This window comes from Pseudomonas sp. B21-040 (assembly GCF_024748695.1).
Classification (GTDB): domain Bacteria; phylum Pseudomonadota; class Gammaproteobacteria; order Pseudomonadales; family Pseudomonadaceae; genus Aquipseudomonas.
The window spans coordinates 1,572,286-1,595,950 of record NZ_CP087176.1; the positions used below are offsets into that span (position 1 = coordinate 1,572,286).

27 protein-coding genes and 1 pseudogene are annotated in these 23,665 nt (G+C 58.2%); 12 read left to right on the forward strand and 16 right to left on the reverse strand.

Features of this window, described 5'->3' with window-relative positions; all coding sequences use genetic code 11:
- From LOY55_RS07100 to LOY55_RS07115, 4 genes are all read left to right on the forward strand, one after another.
- A complete protein-coding gene (locus LOY55_RS07100; RefSeq protein ID WP_223522435.1) occupies positions 1–213 on the forward strand; it encodes a hypothetical protein in 213 nt (70 codons plus the stop codon).
- Between the two features lie 306 nt (positions 214–519).
- Positions 520–666 (forward strand): hypothetical protein, encoded by a 147-nt coding sequence (locus tag LOY55_RS07105; protein ID WP_223522436.1) that lies wholly within the window; start codon positions 520–522, stop codon positions 664–666.
- A gap of 10 nt (positions 667–676) precedes the next feature.
- Positions 677–1,180 carry a DUF2247 family protein gene (locus LOY55_RS07110; protein ID WP_258667834.1) on the forward strand — a complete coding sequence of 168 codons (504 nt, stop codon included), beginning with the start codon at positions 677–679 and terminating at the stop codon, positions 1,178–1,180.
- A gap of 57 nt (positions 1,181–1,237) precedes the next feature.
- The gene (locus LOY55_RS07115; protein WP_223522438.1) at positions 1,238–1,468 is read left to right on the forward strand and encodes a hypothetical protein; all 231 of its coding nucleotides are present in this window, start codon (positions 1,238–1,240) and stop codon (positions 1,466–1,468) included.
- 205 nt (positions 1,469–1,673) lie between these two features.
- On the opposite strand, the gene LOY55_RS07120 is transcribed toward LOY55_RS07115, so the two are convergent.
- Positions 1,674–1,946 (reverse strand): hypothetical protein, encoded by a 273-nt coding sequence (locus LOY55_RS07120; RefSeq protein WP_223522439.1) that lies wholly within the window; start codon positions 1,944–1,946, stop codon positions 1,674–1,676.
- Between the two features lie 301 nt (positions 1,947–2,247).
- On the opposite strand from LOY55_RS07120, the pseudogene LOY55_RS07125 reads away from it, so the two are divergent.
- A pseudogene (locus LOY55_RS07125) lies at positions 2,248–2,838 on the forward strand (adhesin); the annotation flags it as partial.
- Between the two features lie 53 nt (positions 2,839–2,891).
- Here LOY55_RS07125 and LOY55_RS07130 read toward each other — a convergent pair.
- Positions 2,892–3,626: a thioredoxin family protein gene (locus LOY55_RS07130; RefSeq protein WP_223522441.1), complete on the reverse strand. Its 735-nt coding sequence runs from the start codon at positions 3,624–3,626 to the stop codon at positions 2,892–2,894.
- A 178-nt stretch (positions 3,627–3,804) separates the two neighbouring features.
- Here LOY55_RS07130 and LOY55_RS07135 point away from each other — a divergent pair, with 178 nt between their 5' ends.
- Positions 3,805–4,194, forward strand: coding sequence for a transcriptional regulator (locus tag LOY55_RS07135; RefSeq protein ID WP_223522442.1), 390 nt, complete (start codon positions 3,805–3,807; stop codon positions 4,192–4,194).
- Between the two features lie 112 nt (positions 4,195–4,306).
- Here LOY55_RS07135 and LOY55_RS07140 read toward each other — a convergent pair whose 3' ends face one another.
- The 3 genes from LOY55_RS07140 to LOY55_RS07150 form a co-directional block, all read right to left on the reverse strand.
- A complete protein-coding gene (locus LOY55_RS07140) occupies positions 4,307–5,176 on the reverse strand; it encodes a DUF6279 family lipoprotein (protein ID WP_077430686.1) in 870 nt (289 codons plus the stop codon).
- Positions 5,177–5,240: 64 nt separating this feature from the next.
- Positions 5,241–5,957, reverse strand: coding sequence for a TorF family putative porin (locus LOY55_RS07145; protein WP_223522443.1), 717 nt, complete (start codon positions 5,955–5,957; stop codon positions 5,241–5,243).
- A 206-nt stretch (positions 5,958–6,163) separates the two neighbouring features.
- Positions 6,164–6,352 (reverse strand): hypothetical protein, encoded by a 189-nt coding sequence (locus tag LOY55_RS07150; RefSeq protein WP_172668627.1) that lies wholly within the window; start codon positions 6,350–6,352, stop codon positions 6,164–6,166.
- Between the two features lie 354 nt (positions 6,353–6,706).
- Between LOY55_RS07150 and LOY55_RS07155 the strand changes: the two genes are divergently transcribed.
- Together LOY55_RS07155 and LOY55_RS07160 are read left to right on the forward strand one after the other, a co-directional pair.
- Positions 6,707–7,543: a S1 RNA-binding domain-containing protein gene (locus tag LOY55_RS07155; protein WP_046033354.1), complete on the forward strand. Its 837-nt coding sequence runs from the start codon at positions 6,707–6,709 to the stop codon at positions 7,541–7,543.
- Positions 7,544–7,796: 253 nt separating this feature from the next.
- Positions 7,797–8,729 (forward strand): DMT family transporter, encoded by a 933-nt coding sequence (locus LOY55_RS07160; RefSeq protein WP_046033355.1) that lies wholly within the window; start codon positions 7,797–7,799, stop codon positions 8,727–8,729.
- Here LOY55_RS07160 and LOY55_RS07165 read toward each other — a convergent pair.
- On the reverse strand, positions 8,674–9,855 hold the full coding sequence (locus LOY55_RS07165) for an MFS transporter (protein WP_223522444.1): 1,182 nt from the start codon (positions 9,853–9,855) through the stop codon (positions 8,674–8,676). The two genes, LOY55_RS07160 and LOY55_RS07165, sit on opposite strands and share 56 nt — an antisense overlap.
- 103 nt (positions 9,856–9,958) lie before the next feature.
- Here LOY55_RS07165 and ptrR point away from each other — a divergent pair, with 103 nt between their 5' ends.
- Both ptrR and LOY55_RS07175 read left to right on the forward strand, forming a co-directional pair.
- The gene (gene ptrR / locus LOY55_RS07170) at positions 9,959–10,852 is read left to right on the forward strand and encodes a putrescine utilization regulator PtrR (protein WP_223522445.1); all 894 of its coding nucleotides are present in this window, start codon (positions 9,959–9,961) and stop codon (positions 10,850–10,852) included.
- Positions 10,853–10,991: 139 nt separating this feature from the next.
- On the forward strand, positions 10,992–11,120 hold the full coding sequence (locus LOY55_RS07175; protein ID WP_003184145.1) for a PA1414 family protein: 129 nt from the start codon (positions 10,992–10,994) through the stop codon (positions 11,118–11,120).
- Positions 11,121–11,309: 189 nt separating this feature from the next.
- Here LOY55_RS07175 and LOY55_RS07180 read toward each other — a convergent pair whose 3' ends face one another.
- The 6 genes from LOY55_RS07180 to speB form a co-directional block, all read right to left on the reverse strand.
- A complete protein-coding gene (locus LOY55_RS07180; RefSeq protein ID WP_109788232.1) occupies positions 11,310–11,561 on the reverse strand; it encodes a phosphopantetheine-containing protein in 252 nt (83 codons plus the stop codon).
- A gap of 55 nt (positions 11,562–11,616) precedes the next feature.
- The gene (locus tag LOY55_RS07185) at positions 11,617–12,342 is read right to left on the reverse strand and encodes an MBL fold metallo-hydrolase (RefSeq protein WP_046033359.1); all 726 of its coding nucleotides are present in this window, start codon (positions 12,340–12,342) and stop codon (positions 11,617–11,619) included.
- A gap of 85 nt (positions 12,343–12,427) precedes the next feature.
- On the reverse strand, positions 12,428–13,807 hold the full coding sequence (locus tag LOY55_RS07190) for a sodium:solute symporter (protein WP_223522446.1): 1,380 nt from the start codon (positions 13,805–13,807) through the stop codon (positions 12,428–12,430).
- A gap of 191 nt (positions 13,808–13,998) precedes the next feature.
- Positions 13,999–15,510, reverse strand: coding sequence for a cytosine permease (locus tag LOY55_RS07195; RefSeq protein WP_223522447.1), 1,512 nt, complete (start codon positions 15,508–15,510; stop codon positions 13,999–14,001).
- Between the two features lie 54 nt (positions 15,511–15,564).
- On the reverse strand, positions 15,565–15,987 hold the full coding sequence (locus LOY55_RS07200) for a nuclear transport factor 2 family protein (protein ID WP_109788239.1): 423 nt from the start codon (positions 15,985–15,987) through the stop codon (positions 15,565–15,567).
- Between the two features lie 9 nt (positions 15,988–15,996).
- Positions 15,997–16,947 (reverse strand): agmatinase, encoded by a 951-nt coding sequence (gene speB / locus LOY55_RS07205; RefSeq protein WP_027925808.1) that lies wholly within the window; start codon positions 16,945–16,947, stop codon positions 15,997–15,999.
- A 302-nt stretch (positions 16,948–17,249) separates the two neighbouring features.
- Here speB and LOY55_RS07210 point away from each other — a divergent pair, with 302 nt between their 5' ends.
- A complete protein-coding gene (locus LOY55_RS07210; protein ID WP_007945995.1) occupies positions 17,250–18,143 on the forward strand; it encodes a LysR family transcriptional regulator in 894 nt (297 codons plus the stop codon).
- 3 nt (positions 18,144–18,146) lie between these two features.
- Complete coding sequence (locus LOY55_RS07215) at positions 18,147–18,743, forward strand: tRNA-uridine aminocarboxypropyltransferase (protein WP_077430683.1); 597 nt, start codon at positions 18,147–18,149, stop codon at positions 18,741–18,743.
- A 132-nt stretch (positions 18,744–18,875) separates the two neighbouring features.
- On the opposite strand, the gene LOY55_RS07220 is transcribed toward LOY55_RS07215, so the two are convergent.
- The 4 genes from LOY55_RS07220 to LOY55_RS07235 form a co-directional block, all read right to left on the reverse strand.
- On the reverse strand, positions 18,876–19,712 hold the full coding sequence (locus tag LOY55_RS07220; protein WP_223525384.1) for an IS3 family transposase: 837 nt from the start codon (positions 19,710–19,712) through the stop codon (positions 18,876–18,878).
- A complete protein-coding gene (locus tag LOY55_RS07225; protein ID WP_046033372.1) occupies positions 19,709–20,014 on the reverse strand; it encodes an IS3 family transposase in 306 nt (101 codons plus the stop codon). The genes LOY55_RS07220 and LOY55_RS07225 overlap by 4 nt, the downstream gene beginning before the upstream one ends.
- A gap of 96 nt (positions 20,015–20,110) precedes the next feature.
- Complete coding sequence (locus tag LOY55_RS07230) at positions 20,111–21,490, reverse strand: HlyD family type I secretion periplasmic adaptor subunit (RefSeq protein ID WP_109788228.1); 1,380 nt, start codon at positions 21,488–21,490, stop codon at positions 20,111–20,113.
- Positions 21,491–21,499: 9 nt separating this feature from the next.
- Complete coding sequence (locus LOY55_RS07235; RefSeq protein ID WP_109788227.1) at positions 21,500–23,659, reverse strand: type I secretion system permease/ATPase; 2,160 nt, start codon at positions 23,657–23,659, stop codon at positions 21,500–21,502.
- Positions 23,660–23,665: the final 6 nt, after the last annotated feature.

The following is a 23,665-nucleotide window of genomic DNA, read 5'->3' on the forward strand; positions in this document are numbered from 1 at the left end:
ATGGATATGTCTATCGTTGGGAAGGGTATTGTTGTCACTGGCGAATATTCTGGGTGGGAAATTGTTGTTGCGGACGACCGTGATGGCGACACTGGCGGGTATTATCTTTACTTGAAGAAAAGTGATATTGAAGGGTTTGACTACTGGTTCGAGAATGAGGCAGGGCTTCAGGCTCAGCTAGTTGATTTTGAGGTGGAGTGGATAGTTCAGTAAGTTTAATCAGCATGGCTTTTAATTTGCCTTCGGTGCAAAGGGCGTTCCTGCTATTGCTGAGTCAGGAGCGAGCAGCGCGGCTAATGCTGCTAGACTTAAATTACAGATCAAGAAAAAGGATCAGAAAAAGGGACAGATCTATTTGCTTGCCATGTCCCATAAAGATCAGAAGGTGTAAACCTTATTCAGGGCGGGACAAACCAGAAAAATAGATCTGTCCCCTTTTTTCACTTAATTGATAACTATGCTGGTGAAGCAGCTAAGTTTGAGATACCAACCAAAGGACCTGGTGGCGAGGTGGTGAGAGTGTCCGAGTTAAGACAAGTCGAAGGCAGCAATAACGGAGTTGGTGGAGTTTTTGAATGGATTGTTGATGAAGGCAACGTGACTCATCGACGTTTTATCCCCGGCGGTCAAGTAACTGGCCTGCCCAACCAGATTCCGAAAAAATAAGGAGGAAGTAATGTCTCCACTTGGTGTATTGATTAGTTTGGGTTTGGATTGTTGGTCAACCATTTTTTTGGGATTTAGAAAGCGCTGGATAAGGCGAGAAGATATTTTTGAATATGCCATGAGTCAGCTTTTAAACGGTTGCGAAAGCGAAAGTGTCGCCATCATTGCTGGAGGTGAATACTTAAGCGATGAAGAGCTTCTTGAGGTTATCTCAAAACAAACGGAGATGACGAATTATGTTGCCGAAATGGATAAGTGGCGTTTAGCTTTCCTGCTTTGTATTGAAGCGTCGAATGATAATGACGAAAATAAAATAAATAGGCTTCAGGAAGTCTATGCGGACTTTGATTATCCGGAAGATATGGCTTCTTGCAGTATTTACTCTCAAGATGGTGTTGACCCGCTTGTAGCCATGAGCCAAGTTGTGAAAAAACTACGAGAGAGTTTTTGCCCCGATAATTTTATGGTGCAAAAAGATGGTCACGGAAAAGGGGAGGGATTGGCCAGGAAATAAATCTGTCCCCTTTTTCACTTTTTCACCGACAGGTGCAGAATTGAAGCGTTGGGAATAATGTACTCACAAGCCGACCTTGCTTTAGATTTAGAAAAGGCACTGGTTAATGGTTTCGATGTCTTTAGGATTTCTAAAGTGGCATTTGAAATCTATCAAAACCATGGCTTAGAAGTCACTGCCCTCATGGATCGAGCACTCCTCACATTGATGGCAATGGAGGAAGGTGAGGAATTTGAGTTGACTGAGTCTGAGCTTTTGGCTCTGATTTCAGAGATTAAAGCTATGTAGATTGTGCAAAAGAAGTGCCGAACTCGGTTTTGACTCAGAGAAAAGTAGATAAAAGGGGACGAATTTATTTATTGCCTGTGCCCAGAAAATAAATCTCTCCCTGAAAAATCTCCGATTTTTCGTACGACAAATCAAAGAACCGAGACTGTCAGGTTTTTTGTATGAACCATATAAAACGGGCGACCTACAGGTCGCCCGTTTTCATTCACTCCGCAGGCTGCGCCCGCAACCGCCGGCCAATCACATCCATCAAATCACAGCCATCGCGCAACGGAATGGCCAGCAGTTTGGAAAAGTCTGAAAGCACTACCGTGTCGCAACCAATCTCGGCACGAAAGGCGATGTTCTCCAATACCTGGGTAACCGTGCGAATGCGGTAATCCGCCATCGCCTGTAGCACGTCGAGTGGCGCTTGGGTGTCGATGAGCAGAGAAGCCGGGATCAGGTCGATTCCGGTGAGGGGCATGTATCTATCCATAGTTGAAGCCTCGTTTAGTTTGCTGAGACTGCCAGCAGATCGTCGCCAAACGAAATGGGGTGGCAGCTGTACGCAGGTTGGCGAACCGGAAACGAGTAACCGGCAGACCCGAAGGTCTCCCGCGCACAACTGCCATAAAAACAGTTTTGCGGATGCGAAGGCGCCTGCAAATAAGCAGACAGCTCTCGCACTCGTTCGTCAGGTCGCCAAACCCGGTCGCCATGTTGACGACGGGCGGACTATAAGCTTCATCGTTCCAGCGGTGCAAGGTGCCTGATTCCGAGGTTGGTGTAGGACCTTTACGATCAACCGTGTCCAAGGTCTGCCCAGCAACGCCGGCAAATCCCAGCCGCACAAATACCTGATCGAAACCAACCCGGTCCTCACCGACCTCAAGCAATTCATGAGCTCGGACTACCTGCTCCAAGGCTTGGGTTACAACCCTGATCAAAGCGCCAAGCGCCTGGGCGATGGCCTCTTCGAACAGAAAATGATCCAGCAAGCCGTGGTCGCCCGCACCGGCCAACGCTTCATCGACGGCCAGACCTCGGACGAGGCGGTTTTCAAGTATCTGATGAACAACGCCATCGCCAGCAAGGACGCGTTGAACCTCAGCCTCGGCGTCACCCTCACCGCACAACAGGTCGCGGCCCTGACCCACGATATCGTCTGGCTCGAAGAGCACGAAGTGAATGGCGAAAAAGTCCTGGTGCCGGTGCTGTACCTGGCCAACGCCAACAACCGCCTCGCCGCCAACGGCGCGTTGATCCAGGGCAGCGACGTGACCCTGATCGCGGGCAAAGACCTGAACAACGCCGGTACCCTGCGCGCCAGCCAGAATCTGGAAGCGACTGCCAAAAAAGACCTGGTCAGCAGCGGGTTGGCGTATGCAAATCCAATGTCGGAGCGAGCCTGCTCGCGATGGGCGCAACTCAGTGTTGTGATCTAGCCACCATGGCAGCAGGCAGCTGCGGCTTTGTCTTCGTAGCGGTCGTGATGCCGCACCCATTCCATGATCTCTTCTTCATTGCGGCCCTTGGGCGTGAGGTCGAGGTAGTTGTAGGCGCCGACCAGCAGGTCCAGGCCTCGGGCATAGGTGGAATAGGTGTGGAAAATATCGCCGGCTTCATTGCGATAAAACACGCTCAAGCCTGGGAGTTCTTCTTCGGCGCCGTCAGTTTTTTCGTAGTTGTAGGTAGCTTTGCCAGCCGCCACCTCTTCGGCTCGGGCGGTGACGCCAAAGTCGTAGTTGAAATCGCAACCCTCTGACGACACCCAGTCGAATTTCCAGCCCATGCGCCGTTTGAAGGCCTGAAATTCGGCGAAGGGGGCGTGGGAAACCGCCACGACGGCGATGTCATGGTGCGCCAAGTGTTGGTTGGCGCCGTCGATGTGGTCAGACAGGAACGAGCAGCCGGGACAGCCTTCGTCCCATCCGTCGGCGAACATGAAGTGGTAGATGACTAATTGACTGCGGCCGCCAAACAGGTCGGCCAGTTTCAGTTCGCCGTGTGGGCCCTGAAAGTGGTAGTCCTTGTCGATTTTCACCCAGGGCAGGGCGCGGCGTTCGGCGCTGAGTTTGTCGCGTTCCTTGGTGAAGGCTTTTTCGTGGGCCAGGTGTTGTTTGCGCGCGGCGAGCCATTCTTCGCGGGACACGACGGGGTGATTCTGAATGTTCATTGGCTTTTCTCCTGCGGGGGGCGGGGAGGTGACTTACACAGCCTAGTCGTTTGGCCTGCGCCCGATTCGACATACCGCCGGTCGGTGCTGTTCAAGACCTCGGCTGAACGGCTGCGCGCGGCACCGGTCACAACCTAAGAAGGCCCTTTGAATCACGCGGTCCGGAGGTTGAATCAGGATGACGACTTATAACTGGGATTTGATTGAACGCTTGCTGCACGAAGTGCAGAACGGCGCCAGCAGTTTCACGCCGCGGCCCTATGCCGAGCAGTACGTGGCACAAAAAACGGCGGAGGGCGAACAGACGGAAAACCTGGATCACCTGAAAGCGGTGGCGGGCGAGTACGAAAAGTTACTTCTGCTACGAGGCTACATCGAGCCTCGGCCTGAGGAGCAGGGCGGCACCGGTTCGAATTACATCTTGACCCCGCGCGGCTCCAGCTTATTAAGCCTGATCGACAGCAGCATTCCGGGCAATGACCATCCGCGGCAGGTGCTGGATGAGCAGGACGATGCGCTGGATGAATTGACGTTTGATCACGTCGCGTCTAAAGCGCAGATTGCCTGAAGACAGCGCATAACCCTATGGGAGCGAGCTTGCTCGCGATTGCGGTGTGTCAGTTAACTATGATGTGACTGATGTACCGCAATCGCGAGCAAGCTCGCTCCCACAGGGGGGGTTAAGTTTGTTTGGCGGCCTTCAGGCACTTGAGGTCGTTGAAGTCTTTCCTCACACCTTCAATTTTTTTCAATAACCGCTGACGCTGGGTCGGTGTGCTCTCGGCCATCAGATCCACGATCAATCCCCGCGCCTGGGCTTCGGTATTGGCGTAGGCCTGACGGTAGGCCGGCGTCCACAAACTCTCGCGATTGACCAGAAGCGTCTCGATTAACTGTGGGAAATCCGCACTATGGCGCTGGGCAACGGCTGCGCTGAACTGCGTCTGCCAATGTGCGCGGTTGGCGATCCATTGCGTGTTCTGATCACCCAGGGCTTTCGACCAGGTGAGCACCCGTTGTTGCTGGGTGGGGCTCAGCGGACCAAGCCAGTCATCCAGACGCTTCTCCATACGGGCGGCACGCTGCTTGATCTGCTGATCCAGGGACGGTTTGAGGTATTCCTCTTGGCGTTTGCGCTGATCCTTGGCAAAGGCATCGTTCATTTCCGCGACTTGTTTGTCATCCAGCCCCTGCAACAACTCGATGGCCGACGGGGTGATTTCCCGGGCGGTCTGGGCGATGGCGGCTTTGGCTTCCTGCGTGCGGGCTTGCAGGGCTGCGTCGGTGACCTGGTTGGTTTCGACCATGGTCTGCAAGCGGTCCAGCCAATCCAGGTAGCCCGGCAGTTGCGTGGTGCAGTGCCAGCTCAGGTGTTCCTTGAGGCGCTCGTTGAACCAGCCTTTTTGCTCGCTGTTCATGTCCAGGTAGTCGTTGAGCGTCCACGGAATGATCACGTCGAGGTTGCGGTAGGCCAGGCCCATTCGGCTGCACGCGCCGAGGGCGAGGACCAGGATGATCAACGTGGCGAAACGAACTGGCCAGTACGACATGGGCGGATCCTTGCGAATGCGTAGTTCTCATGTGAACGCTGGATGAGCCTGGCCGTTCAGCCGCTCAATAAAACGCGTGTTCGGCCTTGAGGGTGACCAGCCCGTCGCATTGGCTGTTGTGCCCGGAATAGGCCGAGCACTGGCTGCCGCTGAGGTTAGAGTCACTGTAGATCAGGTCCAGGTCGATGCCCATGAACGGCCGCGAAAGTTGCACTGACCAGTCGGTAAAACTGCCGACATACCCTCCGTCGACCGTCACCGGTTTGTAGAGCTGGTGGGTGGTGTATTTCATGCTGATCCCGATGCCGAACGGTTGGTTGCCCCTGAGGTCGGCAAACAACGTTTGGTTCAGTTTGTCGGGGTCGTTGCTGAAGGCCGCCCCAAAGCGACTGCCGAGCAGGGTCAGGCCGCCGAAGAGTTCCTGGCTGTCGAGGGTGTCCACTTTCGGATAGCTGTAGTGGATCATGCCGACTTCGTAGCCGAGGGTTTGATCGAAGGGTTGTTTAAACCCGACGTAGGATTCGACTTCAAGGTTCTTGCCCGGGCTTAACCCCATGCTCGGTGCCCATTGGCCGACGTAAAAACCACTGTCGTGCGTCAGGTCGAGGCCACCATGGAATGAGCCGGAGCTGGATGGTTTGACCAACCCTTGGGCCATGCTGCGGCTGGGCGTGGTGCCGAGCTTGAGGTCGAAATCGCCCAGTTCACGCTGAAAGATTTGTGCATTGGCGAGCGAACTCGACAACAGGAGACTGAGTAATAAATAAGAGGGTTTGAGCATGCGTCACTCCATTGACAGCGAGGAGCAGGAATCGAAAACCTACCGAAACGCTTGTTCTAGACGTGTGCAAGGATACCGGCGAATGCTCGGCATGGTGGGCCGTTCGTCGATTTTTGGAAGGATGGGAGTATCGGGGTGTTGCGGGAGGGTTCCAGTCCAAGCGCTTCGAAGCTCAAAGCGCCTATGGACCAGTTGCTGCGGGGGTGTTACTTCTTGCCCAAAGTGATCTGCTTGGACGGGCCGAACGTCTGGCCGCTGACGCCTTTGGCAATTTGCTGAATTTCACCGCCGGACTTGAGGAACGCAGCGATCTGGCTGTTGATCGATTCGCTGGTTTCAACGGCTGGAGCTGGCTTTGCTTTGCTGTTGGATGCTTTTACACGCATGGCGGCCATTAACCTGTAGAAAATTAACTTGGCCAGGCATCGTACAGGAAATACTTGACAATTGCTTGGCTAATATCCCCTCGAAATACACATCGCAAGGCCGGAATTTATCCCGGGCGGTGATCTGTAATAGGTCTATAACCCGCTGTTTTAACTAAGAACTTCTGCTCAAAAGAGGCCGTTCCTGGAGGGGGCTTGGAGAGGGCAAAATTACCCTGTCGGGCTGACGAGCGGCACGCCCATCGGGGCACCCCCCCAGGAAAATCAAAGCTTGCAGAGTATTTTCTTTCGCCACCGGGCCGGCCACCGAACGTCGCCCGCAAAACCGGGTAGAATGCCGCCCACGTAATGAGGGTATTTGAAATGGCTTTAGTCGGGCGTTACAACAGTTTGCAAGTGGTTAAACACACTAACTTCGGTTTATATCTTGACGGTGGGGCGGATGGCGAAATCCTTTTGCCTAATCGTTATATTCCCAAAGATATTCCAAGCGAAGATGAAGACTGGCTCAACGTTTTTATTTATCTGGACAGCGATGACAAACTCATTGCAACTACGGAAAAGCCGAAAGTTCAGGTCGGTGAATTCGCCAGTTTGAAAGTCGTTGAAGTCAACAGCATCGGCGTTTTCCTGGATTGGGGTTTGCCGAAGGATCTGCTGCTGCCGTACTCCGAAGAAAAACGTCAGATGACCGCCGGTGAGTATGTGGTGGTGCATGTCTACCTCGACAAGCACACCCGTCGCATCACCGCGACCGCGCGTCTGGATCGCTACCTGGACAAGACCCCGGCCAACTACACCCCGGGCCAGGAAGTTGATTTGCTGGTGGCCGAAGCGACCGACATGGGCTTCAAGGCAATCATCAACAACAAGCACTGGGGCCTGATCCACAAGAACGAAATCTTCAAGTTCATGCGTGCCGGCAAAGAAGAGAAGGGCTTTATCAAAGAAGTCCGTGCCGACGGCAAGATCAGCCTGAGCCTGCAACCGGTGGGTGAAGAAGCTGCGACCAGTCTCAACTCGAAGATCCTGGCCAAGTTGCGTGAAAACAACGGCAGCCTGCCCGTCAGCGACAAAAGCGATCCAACGGTGATCAGCAGCATGTTTGGCGTCAGCAAAGGCAACTTCAAAAAGGCCATCGGTGCGTTGTACAAGAATGGCCAGATCGTGATTCACGCGGATCGCATTGAACTAAGCTGACCCCGCACCGCCCGTCCAGCCCGTAGCAGCTGTCGAGCCCCAGCGAGGCTGCGTCCGGCTGCGAAGCGGCCGTAATTTCAGACGATGCGGTGTTTCAGAAAGTCCGCGTGTACAGGATTTACGACTGCTACGCAGCCGGACGCAGCCGGACGCAGCCTCGCTGGGGCTCGACAGCTGCTACAGGGGGTCAGCGCCGGGCTTTCGTATTCTACTGCCGAGTTTCTGCCATGGATTGTGTTGTCGAGGTGTCACGGTGAGCGCCAGCCGGCGTAGCGCCGACGGGTTTGCCCTGCAGGTGATGATCGGGTTGTGCCTGATCTGGGGCGTGCAGCAGGTGATGATCAAGTGGGCGGCACCCGACATCGCGCCAGTCATGCAGGCGGCGGGGCGGTCAGGCATTTCCGCATTGCTCGTAGGATTGCTGATCTGCTGGAAGGGCGGCTGGGATCAGGTCGGCACGACCTGGCGCGGTGGTTTGCTGGCCGGTGTGCTGTTTGGTCTGGAGTTCTTCTTCATCTCCGAAGGTTTGCAACTGACCACGGCGGCGCACATGTCGGTGTTCCTTTACACCGCACCGATTTTCACCGCGCTGGGCGTTCACTGGTTGTTACCCAGTGAACGTTTAAGGCCTGTGCAGTGGCTGGGGATTTTCCTCGCCTTCGTCGGAATCGCCATCGCATTTGCCGGTGGTGTGTCCTGGGACAACCTTGATCACCGCATGTTGATGGGCGATGCGCTGGGCGTACTGGCCGGCGCAGCGTGGGGCGCAACCACGGTGGTGGTGCGCGCTTCGCGGCTGTCGGAAGCGCCGGTGACGCTCACCTTGTTCTATCAATTGATCGTCGGTTTTGTTGGCCTGATCCTGATCGCCATCCTGAGTGGTCAGGTTACTCACGTCAGCCTGACCCCCGTGGCGGTGGCCAGTGTGTTGTTCCAGGGACTGGTGGTGTCGTTCTTCAGCTACTTGACCTGGTTCTGGCTGTTGCGGCGTTATCTGGCGGCGAACCTGGCGGTGTTTTCGTTCATGACGCCGCTGTTCGGCGTCACGTTCGGTGTGGTGTTGCTGGGTGAAGAACTGAGCCTCAATTTCGTCATCGGCGCGGTGCTGGTGCTGCTCGGCATCACGTTTGTCAGCGCTGAGCAGTGGGTGCGCCGTCGGTTGCGCAAAGCCCTTGGGCAGCACTGACCGGACGCAGTAACAATCCCCCCGCAACGACCAGCCCGGCACCGACGAACACCAGCGCTGGCTGCAAACCCCCGCTGAAATGGCTGCTGAGCGCGGCCAGCAAAGGCCCGGCGAGTTGACCGACGGCGAAGCACGCGGTCAGCATCCCGGCGTTGCGCTGGGTGGCATGGGGGGCCAGTTCGCGGGAGCGTTGCATCACCAGTTGCATGCAGGCCAGGAACGGCGTGCCGCACAGCAACACGCCCAGCGCCAACCCCGCACCGCTGCCCAACAGGCAAGCGAAGACCCCGACAGCTTGCAGCCACAAAGTGATCATCAGCCAGTGGCGGGTGCCATTCATGGATTGTCGACGCAGGCTCACCAGCACTACGCCGACCGCCGACGCCAGGCCGAAGCATGGCCAAAACAGGTCAGCCTGCCATTGCCCATGAAACTGCGCGTTGGCCATTTGTGAGAGGAAAGTGGCGGGGATGATGTAGCCCAGACCGTACAAGCCATAAATCAGGCCCAATCGAGCGATACCCTGATTGCCAGAAGGGGCCGGGTTTTGCACCGTGCTCACGGTGGGCGCAGGTTGTGGAAGGAACGGCAGAATCCCCAGCAGCATCACCAGCGCAACACCGGCATACACCAGCCATAACGTGGCGGAAGTCTGCTGCATCAAGTTCGACCCCAAGGCCAATAAACCCGTGAGAAAAATCCCCAGACCCGGTCCGGCAAATACCAGGGCGCCCAATCGTGGACGCCCGGCCGCTGCCGCCAATGGCTGGCTCAGCGCGGTGATCATGACCAACACCCAGGCGCTGGCCACGCCGGTGCCGAAGCGCAGCAGCAAATGCGACCAGAACCCGTTGGCCCAGAACGACGCCAGGGTCAGCAGCACACAGAGCCACAACCCTCCCAGCAGACGCTGACGGACTTGCGTCGGCCGGCGGGAGAACATGGCATCCAGCGCGCCGAGGAAGTAGCCAAGGTAATTGGCTGCGGCGATCAGCCCGGCCGCGGTCAAGTCGATCTGACCTTCGCTGAGTAAGTGCGGCATTTGCGGGGTGAGGGCAAAGCGCCCTATGCCCATGGCCATCATCAGGGCGATAAAACTGGCGGACAAGCGAATCAGAGGGGACATAGCCTGAGTTCCAATCGGAGATCAATGACCGTCAGGCTAGGGCTGTTTGACTTTCTTTAAAAATGAATAATAGTGAGCAACTTGTTCTGTATTGGAGAATATCGTGGAATTCAGCCAACTGAGGATCTTCCAGGCCGTGGCACAGGAGGGTTCGATTACCCGTGCCGCCGAACGTATGAACCGGGTGCCGTCCAACCTGTCGACGCGGCTTAAACAGCTTGAGGAGCAACTCGGCGTAGAACTCTTCCTCCGCGAGCGTCAGCGTTTGCAGTTGTCGCCTGCGGGAAAAGTCCTGCTGGACTACACCGCCAAGCTGTTCAACCTGCACGACGAAGCCCAGGCGGCAGTTCAAGGCGGGCAACCGGCGGGGGACTTCGTGCTTGGCACCATGTACAGCACGGCGGCGATTCATCTGCCGCCATTGTTGGCGCGTTACCACCGCACCTACCCGGCGGTAAACCTGCAAGTGCAATCCGGGCCGAGCGGCGAACTGCTTGAAGGCTTGCTGACCGGCAGGCTTGATGCAGCGCTGGTGGATGGCCCGCTGGAGCTTGCTGGGCTGGACGGTGTGCCCTTGTGCGACGAACGGCTGGTGCTGATCACAGAGGCCGATCACCCGCCGGTGCACAGTGCGCTGGATGTGGAAGGGCGCTCGGTGTTCACCTTTCGCCAGGGCTGTTCCTACCGGATGCGCCTGGAGGCCTGGTTCGCGCATGACCGTGCCGCCATGGGCCGGGCGATGGAGATCGAATCCTATCCGGGCATGCTTGCCTGCGTGATTGCCGGCTCGGGCGTGGCGTTGATGTCCGAATCGATGCTCGCCAGCCTGCCGGGCCGTGAAAGCGTCGCGGTGCATCCGCTGGCCGAGCCGTTCGCCCGTGCGACGACGTGGCTGATGTGGCGCAAGGGGATGGTCGGGGCCAACTTGAACGCGTGGATCGAGCAGCAGCAGACGGTCTATCCGTTGGCGCCGGTTCCAGCGCAGGCGCTGGCTTGAACGATCGGTCAGGTATTCTGTTCAATTCAGTAACAGATCATTGCTACTTTTGATGAGCATTGCGTAGGACTTCGGACTATTATCAGTGCGAAGCGGCCTCAGAATTCCGGTCGCTCGGCACTACCCTGAAGGGGGCACCATGAAAGAGAAAATCCAAAACTGGCTGCATGACCTGGGTGTCGCACTCGGTTTGATCGAACCGCCTCTGCAACCTGTGCCCATCCGTACGGACGACGAACAGCGCCGACGCCAGCCACGCCGCCGGTAATGGCGATGCGGCCGGTGTAGCAGCTGTCGAGCCTGCGAGGCTGCGTTCGGCTGCGCAGCAGTCGCAATCCCTGCACGCAGGATCTGAACCCACCGACGGCTTCGTCTGAATGTGGCTTGCGCCGAACGCAGCCTCGCGGTGCTCGGCAGCTGCTACAGGGTTCAGATGCGTTCCTGAGACCGGGCACACTCAATGCCGCCCGATCTCAATCAAAAACCGGCTCAAGTCATTCGCCGTCCTGGCGGTCTTGAGCATCTGGTCTTCCTCGGCGGTAAACGCCGTCAACCCCAGCTCATCTTCCAGATGGAAGATCAGATCTTCGATATCCGCTTTATCCAGACCCAATTGCGCCAGACTGGCGTTGTCGTCGAAGTCTTGCCGACCTTCCAGTAACCGGCTGATGAATTGGTGAACGGCGGCACGCACGACGGCTCTTTTCATGGAAATTCTTCAAGGGCGTTATTGTTGTTTTCCCTGCGCATGAGTACAGCAGGCTTCAGCCGTGCAAGCGCTGCCACTCGTCAATCATCGTGCGCAAATGTTCCCCGGAAAAACTGCCGAAATGCCCGCCATGCACGGTACGGATCGGCAACGCGCGCAAGCGTTGCAGGCTGCGGGCATAGTCGTCGAGGTTGGAGTGGTAGGCGTCTTCGATCAGCGGCCCGTCGTAAATGATGTCGCCGCTGAACAGCGTCTCGGTCGCCGCTTCGTAGAGGCTGATGCCGCCCGGTGAATGCCCCGGTGTGTGCAGCACTTGCAGCACGCGATCCCCCAGGTCCAGCACATCGCCTTCTTCAATCATGCCCGTGGCCGGCGCGGCTTTGACCCGGTATTCGGCGTAGCACAACGGGCAATCGGGGTGGGCTTCGAACATGTCATCGCCGACAAAGGCTTTGCTCAGATCGTTGTCGCCGTCGGGCGCGGCGAGGATGTCCGCCTCAGCCGGATGCACCAGCCGTTCTGGGAATTCGTGATGCCCGGCGATGTGGTCGAAATGGCAATGACTGGCCACCGCCACCAACGGCCGCTCGGTGATCCACGGCAGTTGCTCGCGCAGGCTGACCAGTCCGGAGCCGCTGTCCAGCAGCAGATCCTTGTCACGCCCCTGAATGTGCCAGAGGTTGCAGCGGTAGAAAGGGCGGATGTAAGGCTCGTGAATCAGGCGGATGCCATCGCTGAGCTGTTTCACCTCGAACCACTGATCGCGGCTGACGATCTTCATAAGCAGTTTTCTCCAGACGAAAAAAAACGGGTGTGGCAACCGACGCCACACCCGTCGAAGAAAGCATCAAGTCGTTATGTTCAGCTTAGGCGGCGTTCGCCACCAAGGCTGGGCGGCGGGACATCAAGCTCACCAGCACGAAACTCACCAGGCCTACACCGAGGCTGTAGTAGATCGGGGTGTTGGCGTCCAGGCCGTCTTTGAACATGAACACCAGCGCGGTGGCGAAGCCCATGCCCATGCTGGCGATAGCGCCGGCGGTGGTCGCGCGCTTCCAGAAAATCGCACCCATCAGCGGGATCAGCATGCCGCCCACCAGCAGGTTGTAGGCCAGGGTCAGGGCGCTGATCACGTCGTTGACCACCAGTGCGATGCCAAGCACCACGATACCGGTCAACAGGGTGAACAGGCGGTTGATGCCCAGAGTCGACTGTTTACCGCCGCGCAGTTTCGGCAGCAGGTCTTCGGTCAGGGTGGTAGCAGCGGCGAGCAGGCCGGCGCTGGCGGTAGACATCATGGCCGCCAGGGCAGCCGCAATCACCAGACCACGAATACCGTCCGGCAGGGACAGTTTGACGATGGCGGCGAAGGCGTTGTTGACGTTGTCCAGGTCCGGGATCAGCACATGAGCGGCCATGCCGATCAGGGCGCAGGCCAGTCCGTAAAGGATGCAGTAGAAGCCTGCGAATGTACCGGCAACCTGAGCCACTTTAGCGGTCTTGACGGTGAACACCCGTTGCCAGATGTCCTGACCGATCAGGATCCCGAAGAAGTAGATCATGAAGTAGGTGATGATGGTGTCCCAGCCGATGGTCGTGAAGCTGAAGTTCGACGCCGGCAGCTTCAACACCAACTCATCCCAACCACCGACGCGGTACAGGCAGATTGGCAACAGGATGAACATCAGGCCCACGGTCTTGATGACGAACTGGACGATGTCGGTCAGGGTCAGGGACCACATGCCGCCGATCGCCGAATAAATCACCACCACGCCACCGCCGACCAATACCGATAGCCAGAACGGCAGGTCGAACAGCACTTGCAGCACGGTGCCGATTGCCAGGATCGAGACCACGCCGATCATCAGCGCATACGCCAGCATGATCACCGCGCTCGCGGAGCGGGCCATCGGGTTGTAGCGTTTTTCCAGCACCTGGGTAACGGTGTAGATCTTCAGTTTCAGCAGCGGTTTGGCGAGGAACAGGTTCAGCGCCACGATCCCGCAACCGAGGGCTGCGCACAGCCAGAAACCGGAAATGCCATGCACATAACCCAAACGTACGGTGCCGACAGTGGAGGCGCCGCCCAGAACGGTGGCAGCCATGGTGCCCATGTACAGGCTCGGGCCGAGGTTACGACCGGCGACCAAAAAGTCTTCGTTGGTCTTGGCCTTGCGCATGCCGTAATAGCCGAGTATCAGCATCGCGGCGGCGTAGATGAGTACGACGAATAAATCCAAAGCCATTGTTGCGTGTCTCCAATTGTCTTTTTTATGGTGAAGCAGAAATCAATCCCTGTGGGAACATCAATCCCTTGTGGGAGCGTGGCTTGCCCGCGATGGGGGCGCCGCGGTCCGTCAGGCAGACCGCGTCATCGTTCATCGCGGGCAAGCCTCGCTCCCACAGGTACTGCATTGATCACAGGTAATGCGTTGAATCAGGCAGCTTGTCGCATCGCTGGTTTAGCGAGCGAATGGGTGCCCTTGCTGCGGGAGTCGTTCGGGCCGAACACCGCTGCCGTTTCCGGGAACAGGCTCAGCAGTGCCAGGTACACCAGCGAGGCCAGGCCCAGGGTGACCGGCAGGCTGATGTCGATACCGCCGGCCATTTCGCCCAGTGGTCCGACAAACTGACCCGGCAGGTTCACGAAGCACAGGCCGACGGCCGCGCTCGGGATCCAGGCACCCAGGCCACGCCAGTTCCAGCCGTGGGTGAACCAGTAACGGCCACCTTTCTCGCCACGGGTGAACACTTGCAGGTCATCCGGGCAATAGAAGCCGCGACGGACCAACAGGCCGATGATCATGATCACCATCCACGGGGTGGTGCAGGTGATGATCAGCACGGCGAAGGTCGACACGCTCTGCACCAGGTTCGCGGCGAAGCGACCGATAAAGATGAAGGCAATCGACAACACACCGATCAGCAGCGTCGCTTTAACCCGCGACAGCACGCGAGGGAACACGCTGGACATATCCAGCCCGGTGCCATACAGCGACGTGGTGCCGGTGGACATGCCGCCGATCACTGCGATCAGGCACACCGGCAGGAAGAACCAGCTCGGCGATACCGCCAGCAGGCCGCCGACGTAGTTGTTGGCCGCGATGTAGTCCGGCGCCTTGATTGCCACGATGGTCGCGGTGGCCAGGCCGAACAGGAACGGAATGAAGGTTGCGATCTGCGAGATCACCACCGCTGCCATGATCCGGCGCTTGGAGGTTTCACGCGGAATGTAGCGCGACCAGTCGCCGAGGAACGCGCCGAAGGAAATCGGGTTGCTCATGGCCACCAGCGCAGCGCCGATGAACGCCGCCCAGAAACCGGGTTGGTCCATGCCGACGGTACCGGCGTAGTTCACATCAAAAGGACCGGCGAAGGCGAAGACGCCCAGCAGGAACAGCAGGCTGGCGCTCCACACGGCGATCTTGTTGACCCACAGCAGGAAGCGGAAGCCATAGATGCAAACGGTCAGCACCAGAATCGCGAACAGACCGTAGGCCAGGCCCAGGGTCAGGTCGGTTTCCGGCAGGCCGATCAGGCGTTTGGCACCACCGATCAACGCATCACCGGAACTCCACACCGACAGCGAGAAGAAGGCGATGGCGGTCAGCAACGACAGGAACGAACCGACGATCCGTCCGTGCACGCCAAAGTGCGCACCGGAAGACACGGCGTTGTTGGTGCCATTGATCGGGCCGAACAGGCCCATAGGCGCGAGGATCAGCGAACCCAGCAATACGCCCAGCACAATCGCCCAGACGCCCGCCTGAAACGACAGGCCGAACAATACCGGGAAACTGCCGAGCACGGCGGTGGCAAAGGTGTTGGAACCGCCGAAGATCATCCGGAACAAGTCCGTCGGGCCTGCGGTGCGTTCGTTGTCCGGGATCTGTTCGACCCCGTGGGTTTCAATTTGCGTAAGGCTTTGGTCGTTGTTGTTGTTATTCATGATCTGCTCCGATCATAAAGGCGCGCTCATCGTGTGTGAGCGTCGCCTGTTTGGCTAAGGGGTTGGCAGCCCTTCCGGCATTGCGGATAAATGTTCGTGGCAGGCCAGCCATAGGCCTTGTTGTTCTTGGCCAGACGTTTGTTTTTTGAAAACAATCGTCTCGCGCTCCTGGCTAAAGTGCTGCTCCCCCTGCATGCGCAGCTCGGTGGCGACGTCATGAATGAAAATCGCCGCATCACCCTGCAGGCTGACGAAGGCGTTGCTCGAGGTGCACGAAAGCACCTCAAAGCCATCCTCCGAGCGCCAGGTGTCCCACAACGCCTGATAGGCATCGCGTGACAGCAGAGGCAGCTCGAGGGTGTAGAACACGAAGCTGGCATCGGTGCTGAACGCACCGAAGTAGGCTTCGCGATCGTTACGGGCAAACGCCGACACCAGATCGGCGGCGGCTTTCAGAACCTGATCACGTTCGTTCACGACCATTCCTCAGCGGTGGACCACGCCTGGCAGTACGCAGAGCATTTCGTACAGCAAGTTGGCGGCCAGCAGCGAGGTGTTGCCGGTGGTGTCATAAGCGGGCGAGACTTCTACCAGATCGCAACCGACCAGGTCGAGGCCTTGGCAGCCGCGAACGATTTCAATTGCCTGAATGGTCGTCAGACCGCCGATTTCCGGGGTGCCGGTACCCGGTGCCCAGGCAGGGTCGATGCCATCGATGTCGAAACTCAGGTACACCGGGCCGCCACCGACTTTCTCGCGAACTTCGGCCATCAATGGGGCCAGGGATTTGTGCCAGCACTCTTCGGCCTGAACCACACGGAAGCCCTGGTTACGGCTCCAGTTGAAGTCGTCAGCGGTGTAACCCTGAGCGCGCAGGCCAATTTGTACGACACGATCGCAATCGAGCAGGCCTTCTTCGACAGCGCGACGGAAGGTGGTGCCGTGTGCGATTTTCTCGCCGAACATGTGATCGTTCACATCGGCGTGAGCATCAATGTGCACCAGGCCGATCTTGCCGTGCTTTTTATGAATGGCACGCAGGATCGGCAGGGTGATGGTGTGGTCGCCGCCCAGGGTCAGCGGGATCACATCGTGTTCGAGGATCTTGTGGTAAGACTCTTCGATGATCCGTACTGCGTCCAGCAGGTTGAACGTGTTGATCGCAATGTCGCCGATGTCGGCCACCGACAGCGAATCGAACGGCGCAGCGCCGGTCGCCATGTTGTACGGACGGATCATTACCGATTCCGCGCGGATTTCGCGAGGTCCGAAACGGGTGCCGGGGCGCAGCGAGGTGCCGATGTCCAGTGGCACGCCAACGAAGGCAGCGTCCAGACCGGCAGCAGTATCCAAATGGGGAAGGCGCATCATGGTGGCGATGCCGCCAAAGCGCGGCATTTCATTGCCGCCCAGTGGTTGGTGAAGAATCTTGTCCACGGGTAGGGCCTCATCGTCGTTGTTTTATTTATGTCGGATGCGCAGGTCAGGACAGACACAGGCTCCGTTGTGGGGCGATTCTGCGAAATGTAGTGGCCGGGAAGAATCGCTACGGGCAAATACTTAGTTCAGATTTTTCTAAACTAATGGCGGCGGTGGCGATAGACTCGCGGTTGATCGTTCCCACGCTCTGCGTGGGAATGCATCCCGTGACGCTCCGCGTCACAACCCCGGAGCGGACGCAGAGCGTCCGAGGCGGCATTCCCACGCAGAGCGTGGGAACGATCTTTGGAGAGATCCCCATGGCCAACGCTTTACCCGACCTGAAACTATTGCGCATTTTCGTCAGCGTGGTTCGCCATCAGGGGTTTGCCAACGCCCAGCAAGAGCTCAACCTCTCGACCTCGGCCATCAGCACCTACATGAGCCAGCTCGAAGCGGCCCTCGGCCTGGTGCTCTGTCATCGCGGTCGCGGTGGTTTCAGCCTGACCAGCAAGGGCGAGTTGTTTCATCAGGAAACCCTGCGCCTGCTCGGTGAACTCGAAGGTTTCGAGCAATACGCCGCAGCCTTGAAAGGTGAGCTGCGCGGCACATTGAACCTGGGCGTCATCGACTCCACCGTCAGCGACAAGGCCTTGCCCTTCGCCGAAGCCATCGGCGCCTACAGCCAGGAACACCCGGCCGTGCATTTACACCTGTCGGTGATGAGCCCTTACGAATTGCAACTCGGCGTGCAGGACAACCGCCTGGACCTGGCCATCGGTGCGTTCTCCACGCGCATGAGCGGCCTGGTCTACATGCCGCTCTATCGCGAGCAACACTGGTTGTATTGCAGTAGCCGTCATCCGCTATTTACCGAGCGGCGCATCCCGGAGCAAGTGATTACCCAGCAGCGCATGGTCGGCCGGGGTTACTGGAGCCAGGCCGAACTGGCGCGTCACGGTTTCAAACACAGTGCGGCCACGGTGGAGAGTATGGAGGCGCAGTTGATTCTGGTGCTGTCCGGTGCCTACATCGGTTACCTGCCGGAGCACTACGCCCAGGCCTGGGCGGACAAGGGTGATCTGCGCGTATTACTGCCGGCAACGTTCGGTTATCAGGCGCCGTTTTCGATGATCGTGCGCCGTGGCCGCAGTCGCGAACCGCTGATCCAGACCTTTCGCGATCTGCTCAAAGCACAACTGAATCAGGCTTGATCAATGTCCAGAATCCAGTGTCCCCGTTGCCTGCGCCCACAAACCCATTGCTTGTGTCCGCTGATCCCGAGCCTCGACAGCCGAACCCGGGTGTTGCTGTTGCAACATCCAAGCGAAGTGAATCATGCGCTGAACACTGCGCGGCTGGCGGCGTTGGGGCTGAAGAATGCCGAGCTGATGGTGGGCGAGGTCTTCGAGGATTTGCCGACATTGCTGAATCAGCCGGGATATCAGGCGCGCTTGTTGTTTCCCGGCGAGGGCGCTCAGCCGATGCAAACCTATACGGCGACTGACGAGCCGCTATTGCTGGTGGTTCCGGACGGCACCTGGCGTAAGGCGCGCAAGCTGCTGCACCTCAATCCGCTGCTGGCGGCGTTGCCGAGGGTGACGCTGGCGGACGGCGCAGTGTCGCGCTATCGGCTGCGCAAGGCACCGGGGCCGGGCGCGTTGTCGACGGTGGAAGCGATTGTGCAGGCGTTGCAAACCCTGGAAGCGCCGAGCTCGTTCGAGCCGTTGTTGAAACCGTTTGAAGCGTTGATCGAGGGGCAGATTGCGGCGATGGGGGAGGAGACCTACCAGCGTAATCATGCCGACAGGTGATCGGTGTATGTGCGGGCCTCTTCGCGGCCCGCTCCCACAGTGTCCGTTGTGTACACAAACTCTGCGAACGCCACTGAACCTGTGGGAGCGGGCGTGAACTGGTCAAGTAATCTCGGACACCGATTACGGTGTTTATGCCGCTTTTTGCTCCATGGCTATTGGCGACAGGTAGTCGTTATAGCTATGGAGTCTGGTGCGGTTGTAGTACATGAAGAAGCGCACGATATCGGTTTTGGCTTCCTCGATCAGGCTGTAACCGCCACGAGGCACCCACTCTGACTTGAGCGTGCCGAAAAAGCGTTCTGTCGGCGCATTATCCCAGCACTGCCCGCGATGACTCATGCTTTGCAAAATGTCGTGTTGCAGCAGCTCTTCTTGAAACTTGCGACTGGTGTACTGACATCCCTGATCTGAGTGAAACATCAGCCCAGGAGGACACGTTCGTACCTCTGTCGCCATACGCAGCGCTTTGCTGACCAAGTTGGCGTCATTGACCAGAGAAAATGCCCAGCCAATAACCCTTCGGGCATACAGATCGATCACGATGGCCAGATGAACCCAACGTTTGCCCACCATCAAACTGGTGACGTCGCCACACCAAACCTGATCGATTGCAGTCGGTTTGAAGTTGCGCTTGAGCCGATTGGGCGCGACAAATGCTTCCACTCCTTTGGATCTGAAAGGGTGAGGCTGGCGTTGTTTACTGACGATATTGGCCTCTCTCATCAGCGCTCTGACAAGACTCCTTCCAGCTGTAATGCTTTGGGATTTCAGGCCTTTACTGATCATTCTGGAGCCCATGGCTTCGCGGCTTTCGCTGTGCAGCTCAACTACTTTCAGCTTGAGCTCTTCGCGTTTGCGCCTCGGTTTGGCGCGTCGCTGAATCCACTCATAAAAGCTGCTGCGCTTCACACCGAAAACACGACACACCACAGCCGTCGGGAATGACTCTCTTAGCTCTGCGATCATCGAAAACGATCGGGATCCGACATCAAGAGAGCGGTAGCCTTTTTTAGGATATCGGCTTCCATCTCCATGCGCTTGATCTTGGCTTTTAGTTCCTGGATCTGGCGCTGATCTTCGGTGATTGCCTTGGTGCCTTTGACTGGCTGCCCTTCACGTTCCTTACGAACCTGATCGACCCAGCGCCGTAAAGCGGTGGGCCCGATATCCAGCGATGCACAAACATCTGAAACCGGGCAGTTATCATCAAGCACCATGCTGGCAGCATGAAGCTTGAACTCGCGCGTATAGACCTTTCTTTCGTTCATGGAGCCTCCAAGTTGGCGAAATCATATCGCCCTTAAGAGGTGTCCGAAATTATTAGGCCAGTTCAGCGTGCCCGCGAAGAGGCCGGTTCAGAATGACTACCTTTCCCGCATCGCCTCCGTCCGGGCTTTAAGCACCGGTTTCAGCAGGTAATCCAAAACACTTTTCTCACCCGTAATAATGTCCACCGTGGCGACCATGCCGGGAATGATCAGCAGCGGTTTCACATCCCCGCCCAGGTGGTTTTTGTCAGTGCGCACCTGAATCAGATAGAAGCTGTTGCCCTTGTCATCCGTGATGGTATCGGCCCCGATCAGTTCCAGCTTCGCACTCAACCCACCATAAATCGTGTAGTCGTACGCACTGAACTTCACCATCGCTTTCTGGCCCGGATGCAGGAACGCCACGTCCTGCGGTCGCACCTTGGCCTCGATCAGCAAGTTGTCTTCCAGCGGCACGATTTCCACCATGTCGCTGCCGGGCTGGACCACGCCGCCGATGGTATTGACCTTCAGCACTTTGATAATGCCGTGAACCGGCGACACCACGGTCGTGCGTGTCACACGGTCATCAATGGCGATACTCGATGCCGTGATTTTCGACAGGTCGGTGCGTTTCTCATTCAGCTCTTTAGCTGCTTCCGAACGGAAGGATTGTTCCGACTCGTCGATCTTGCTCTTGATCTCATTGATCGCCGCTTCGGCTCGAGGGATCGCCAGCGTCGTTGCATTCAATGAGCCGCGAATCTCCACCGCGCTGCGTTTGAGGCGCAGGATTTCCACCGGTGAAACCGCGCCGGTGCCCACCAGTGGCGTGGACATGTTCATCTCTTGTTGCAGCAACGCCAGACTGGAGCTGAATTGCCCCTGTTTGGAACGGAACTCCGCCAGTTCCTGGGTTTTTTGCCGAAGTTGTTCACTCAGGGTGCGCTGTTCGCTGGCGAGCCGACGTTGCCGCTGCTCGTACAGTGAGCGCTCGTCTTCAGCGACTTGCGGTGCCTTGGCAATCACTTCTTCTGACAGCTTGAAGGGCCTGCCCTCGGCTTCCGCCGACAGACGTTCAACCTGCGCGGTCAGCGCATAGCGATCCGCTTCGCTCTCGCCCTTGTTCGACAGAAACCGCGTGTCATCCAGGCGCAGCAAGGTGTCGCCCTTGTTCACCATTTGCCCTTCGCGCACGAAGATCTCGGTGACGATGCCGCCCTCCAGGTTCTGGATCACCTGGACCTTGCTCGACGGGATCGCCTTGCCTTCACCCATGGTGACTTCTTGCAGTACCGCGAACTTGGCCCAGACCAGTGCGCTGATAATCAGCCCGGCGGCCAACCATACAGTGATCCGTGACCCGCGAGGGGAATCCTGCAACGAGGCGCCGGCGGTTTCCGGCATGAATTCGCTTTCGGCGGTTTTACCGAAACTGCCGAAGTAGCCTCGCGGCTTCGAATCAGGGAGCGAGGTGTCGGATGAGGAACGGGCCATGGGGAGCTCCTAGACAGCCGCAGAGCCGACACGGCCCTTGCGCAGTGCATCGATGACTGCTTCCTTCGGACCGTCGGCGACGATCCGCCCGTTATCCAGCACCACCAGCCGGTCTACCAGGCTGAGCATCGAGGTGCGGTGAGTGACCAGCAGCAACGTTTTTCCCTGGACCCAGCCGTGAAGTTTTTGCCGCAGAATGTCTTCGCTGCTGTTGTCCATGGCGCTGGTCGGCTCATCGAGCAGCATGATCGGCGGATCGAGCAACAAGGCCCGGGCCAGCAACACCGCCTGGCGTTGACCGCCGGACAGCAACTGCCCGCGTTCACCCACCGGCCGGTCGAAGCCTTGAGGATGCTGGCGAGCCAGCTCGGTGACGCCTGTCAGTTCGGCGACTTCGAGCATCCGTGAATCGCTGACGTAGCGGGCGCCCAGAGTCAGGTTATCGCGCAGGCTGCCGGCCAGCAGCGGCAGGTCGTGGGCGACGTAACCAATTTGCTGGCGCAGGTCGGCGACATCCAGTTGCCGCAAGTCGAGACCGTCGAGCAACAACTGGCCTTCTTCCGGCTCATAGAAACCCATCACCAGGCGGGCCAGAGTGCTTTTGCCCGAACCGCTACGGCCGATGATGCCGATGCGTTCACCCGGCTTCATGCTGAAGCTGACGTTGGCCAGTGCCGGCGCGTTCTGGCCGTTGTAGTGGAAGGTCACGCCGCTGACCTCAAGGGCACCTTGCAGTTGCGTGCGTTCCAGCGGCCGCTGTTTGGCGTCACGCTCCTGCGGCAGCCCCATCAGCGCGTCAGTGCTTTTCATGGTCAGCTGTGCTTGCTGGTAACGGGTGATCAAACCGGCAATCTGCCCAAGCGGCGCGAGCACACGGCTACCGAGCATGTAAGTCGCCACCAGCGCACCGACGCTGAGGTTGCCGGCGATGATGCTGTAGACCCCGGCGACGATGGTCGCCATGCCGGAGAACTGCTGGATGAACAAGGTGCCGTTGGTGGCCAGCGCCGAGAGGTTGCGCGCATGGCTGTCGAGGCGGGTGAGGGCGCCGTGGGTGCTTTCCCATTTGTGCTGGCGCTCGCTTTCGGCGCTACAGGCTTTCAGGGTTTCCAGGCCGCCGAGGGTTTCGATCAGCAAGGCCTGGCGTTCGGCGCCCAGGCTCAGGCTTTTTTGCACGGTATCGCGCAGGCGCACCTGGATCACCATCGCGAAGAGGATCGTGATCGGAAACGCCAGCAACGGAATCACCACCAGCCAACCGCCGAGCAAGCCGATCACCACCAGCATCAATACAGCGAAGGGCAGGTCGATCAGGCTGGTCAGGGTGACCGCCGTGAGAAACTCGCGCAGGCCCTGGAAGTCATGAATGCTCTGGGCGAAGCCACCGATGGTCGCCGGGCGTGCCTTCATCGACATGCCGGTGATGCGCTCGAACAAGGTCGCCGAAAGGATTACGTCGGTTTTCTTCCCGGCGGTGTCCAGCAAATGCGCACGCACGACGCGCAGCACCAGTTCGAAACCGGTGCCGATCAGCAAACCGATCGACAGCACCCACAAGGTCGAAGTGGCTTGGTTGGGCACCACCCGATCGTAGGTCTGCATCACGAACAGCGGCACCATCAACCCGAGCAGGTTGATCAAAAAACTCGCCAGAATCGCATCGCTGTACAGCCATTTCGACAGTTTCAACGTGTCGCGAAACCAGGCATGCACTCGCGGCACCAAGGGCGAGCGCAAGTCTTCGAGTTCATGGCGTGGCCGGGCGAACAAGGCCTGGCCACTGTAATTTTCGGCCAGTTCTTCACGACTGACCCATTGTTCGCCGCCGTCGGCTTCGCTGGGCAGGATCAACACCTGACCGTCATCGCCGAAGCGGCGCAGGATGGCCGTGCGGCCATTATTGAGGATCAACATCACGGGCAGGTTGAGGGCAGAAATGTCCCCCAGCTCGCGGCGCAACAAACGCGCCTGCAGACTGGCCCGGGCCGCTGCGCGGGGCAGCAGGTCCAGGCTCAAGCGTTGTTTGTCCAGCGGTAGCCCCGCACTCAGGCTGGCGCGACTGACGGTCGCGCCGTGGAGTTTGCAGAGGATCAACAGACCGTCCAGAAGCGGGTCATCGAAGCTCAGGCGCGGATCGACACCGGTGTTGCCGGATTCCATGCTGGTCACATTGAT

What these genes read in the sequence shown, in the direction of transcription:
- LOY55_RS07100 (WP_223522435.1), top strand. Translation starts at nt 1, where the DNA reads ATGGATATGTCTATCGTTGGGAAGGGTATTGTTGTCACTGGCGAATAT.
- LOY55_RS07110 (WP_258667834.1), top strand. Translation starts at nt 677, where the DNA reads ATGTCTCCACTTGGTGTATTGATTAGTTTGGGTTTGGATTGTTGGTCA.
- LOY55_RS07115 (WP_223522438.1), top strand. Translation starts at nt 1,238, where the DNA reads ATGTACTCACAAGCCGACCTTGCTTTAGATTTAGAAAAGGCACTGGTT.
- LOY55_RS07120 (WP_223522439.1), bottom strand. Translation starts at nt 1,946, where the DNA reads ATGGATAGATACATGCCCCTCACCGGAATCGACCTGATCCCGGCTTCT.
- LOY55_RS07130 (WP_223522441.1), bottom strand. Translation starts at nt 3,626, where the DNA reads ATGAACATTCAGAATCACCCCGTCGTGTCCCGCGAAGAATGGCTCGCC.
- LOY55_RS07135 (WP_223522442.1), top strand. Translation starts at nt 3,805, where the DNA reads ATGACGACTTATAACTGGGATTTGATTGAACGCTTGCTGCACGAAGTG.
- LOY55_RS07140 (WP_077430686.1), bottom strand. Translation starts at nt 5,176, where the DNA reads ATGTCGTACTGGCCAGTTCGTTTCGCCACGTTGATCATCCTGGTCCTC.
- LOY55_RS07145 (WP_223522443.1), bottom strand. Translation starts at nt 5,957, where the DNA reads ATGCTCAAACCCTCTTATTTATTACTCAGTCTCCTGTTGTCGAGTTCG.
- LOY55_RS07150 (WP_172668627.1), bottom strand. Translation starts at nt 6,352, where the DNA reads ATGGCCGCCATGCGTGTAAAAGCATCCAACAGCAAAGCAAAGCCAGCT.
- LOY55_RS07155 (WP_046033354.1), top strand. Translation starts at nt 6,707, where the DNA reads ATGGCTTTAGTCGGGCGTTACAACAGTTTGCAAGTGGTTAAACACACT.
- LOY55_RS07165 (WP_223522444.1), bottom strand. Translation starts at nt 9,855, where the DNA reads ATGTCCCCTCTGATTCGCTTGTCCGCCAGTTTTATCGCCCTGATGATG.
- LOY55_RS07175 (WP_003184145.1), top strand. Translation starts at nt 10,992, where the DNA reads ATGAAAGAGAAAATCCAAAACTGGCTGCATGACCTGGGTGTCGCACTC.
- LOY55_RS07180 (WP_109788232.1), bottom strand. Translation starts at nt 11,561, where the DNA reads ATGAAAAGAGCCGTCGTGCGTGCCGCCGTTCACCAATTCATCAGCCGG.
- LOY55_RS07185 (WP_046033359.1), bottom strand. Translation starts at nt 12,342, where the DNA reads ATGAAGATCGTCAGCCGCGATCAGTGGTTCGAGGTGAAACAGCTCAGC.
- LOY55_RS07190 (WP_223522446.1), bottom strand. Translation starts at nt 13,807, where the DNA reads ATGGCTTTGGATTTATTCGTCGTACTCATCTACGCCGCCGCGATGCTG.
- LOY55_RS07195 (WP_223522447.1), bottom strand. Translation starts at nt 15,510, where the DNA reads ATGAATAACAACAACAACGACCAAAGCCTTACGCAAATTGAAACCCAC.
- LOY55_RS07210 (WP_007945995.1), top strand. Translation starts at nt 17,250, where the DNA reads ATGGCCAACGCTTTACCCGACCTGAAACTATTGCGCATTTTCGTCAGC.
- LOY55_RS07215 (WP_077430683.1), top strand. Translation starts at nt 18,147, where the DNA reads ATGTCCAGAATCCAGTGTCCCCGTTGCCTGCGCCCACAAACCCATTGC.
- LOY55_RS07220 (WP_223525384.1), bottom strand. Translation starts at nt 19,712, where the DNA reads ATGATCGCAGAGCTAAGAGAGTCATTCCCGACGGCTGTGGTGTGTCGT.
- LOY55_RS07225 (WP_046033372.1), bottom strand. Translation starts at nt 20,014, where the DNA reads ATGAACGAAAGAAAGGTCTATACGCGCGAGTTCAAGCTTCATGCTGCC.
- LOY55_RS07230 (WP_109788228.1), bottom strand. Translation starts at nt 21,490, where the DNA reads ATGGCCCGTTCCTCATCCGACACCTCGCTCCCTGATTCGAAGCCGCGA.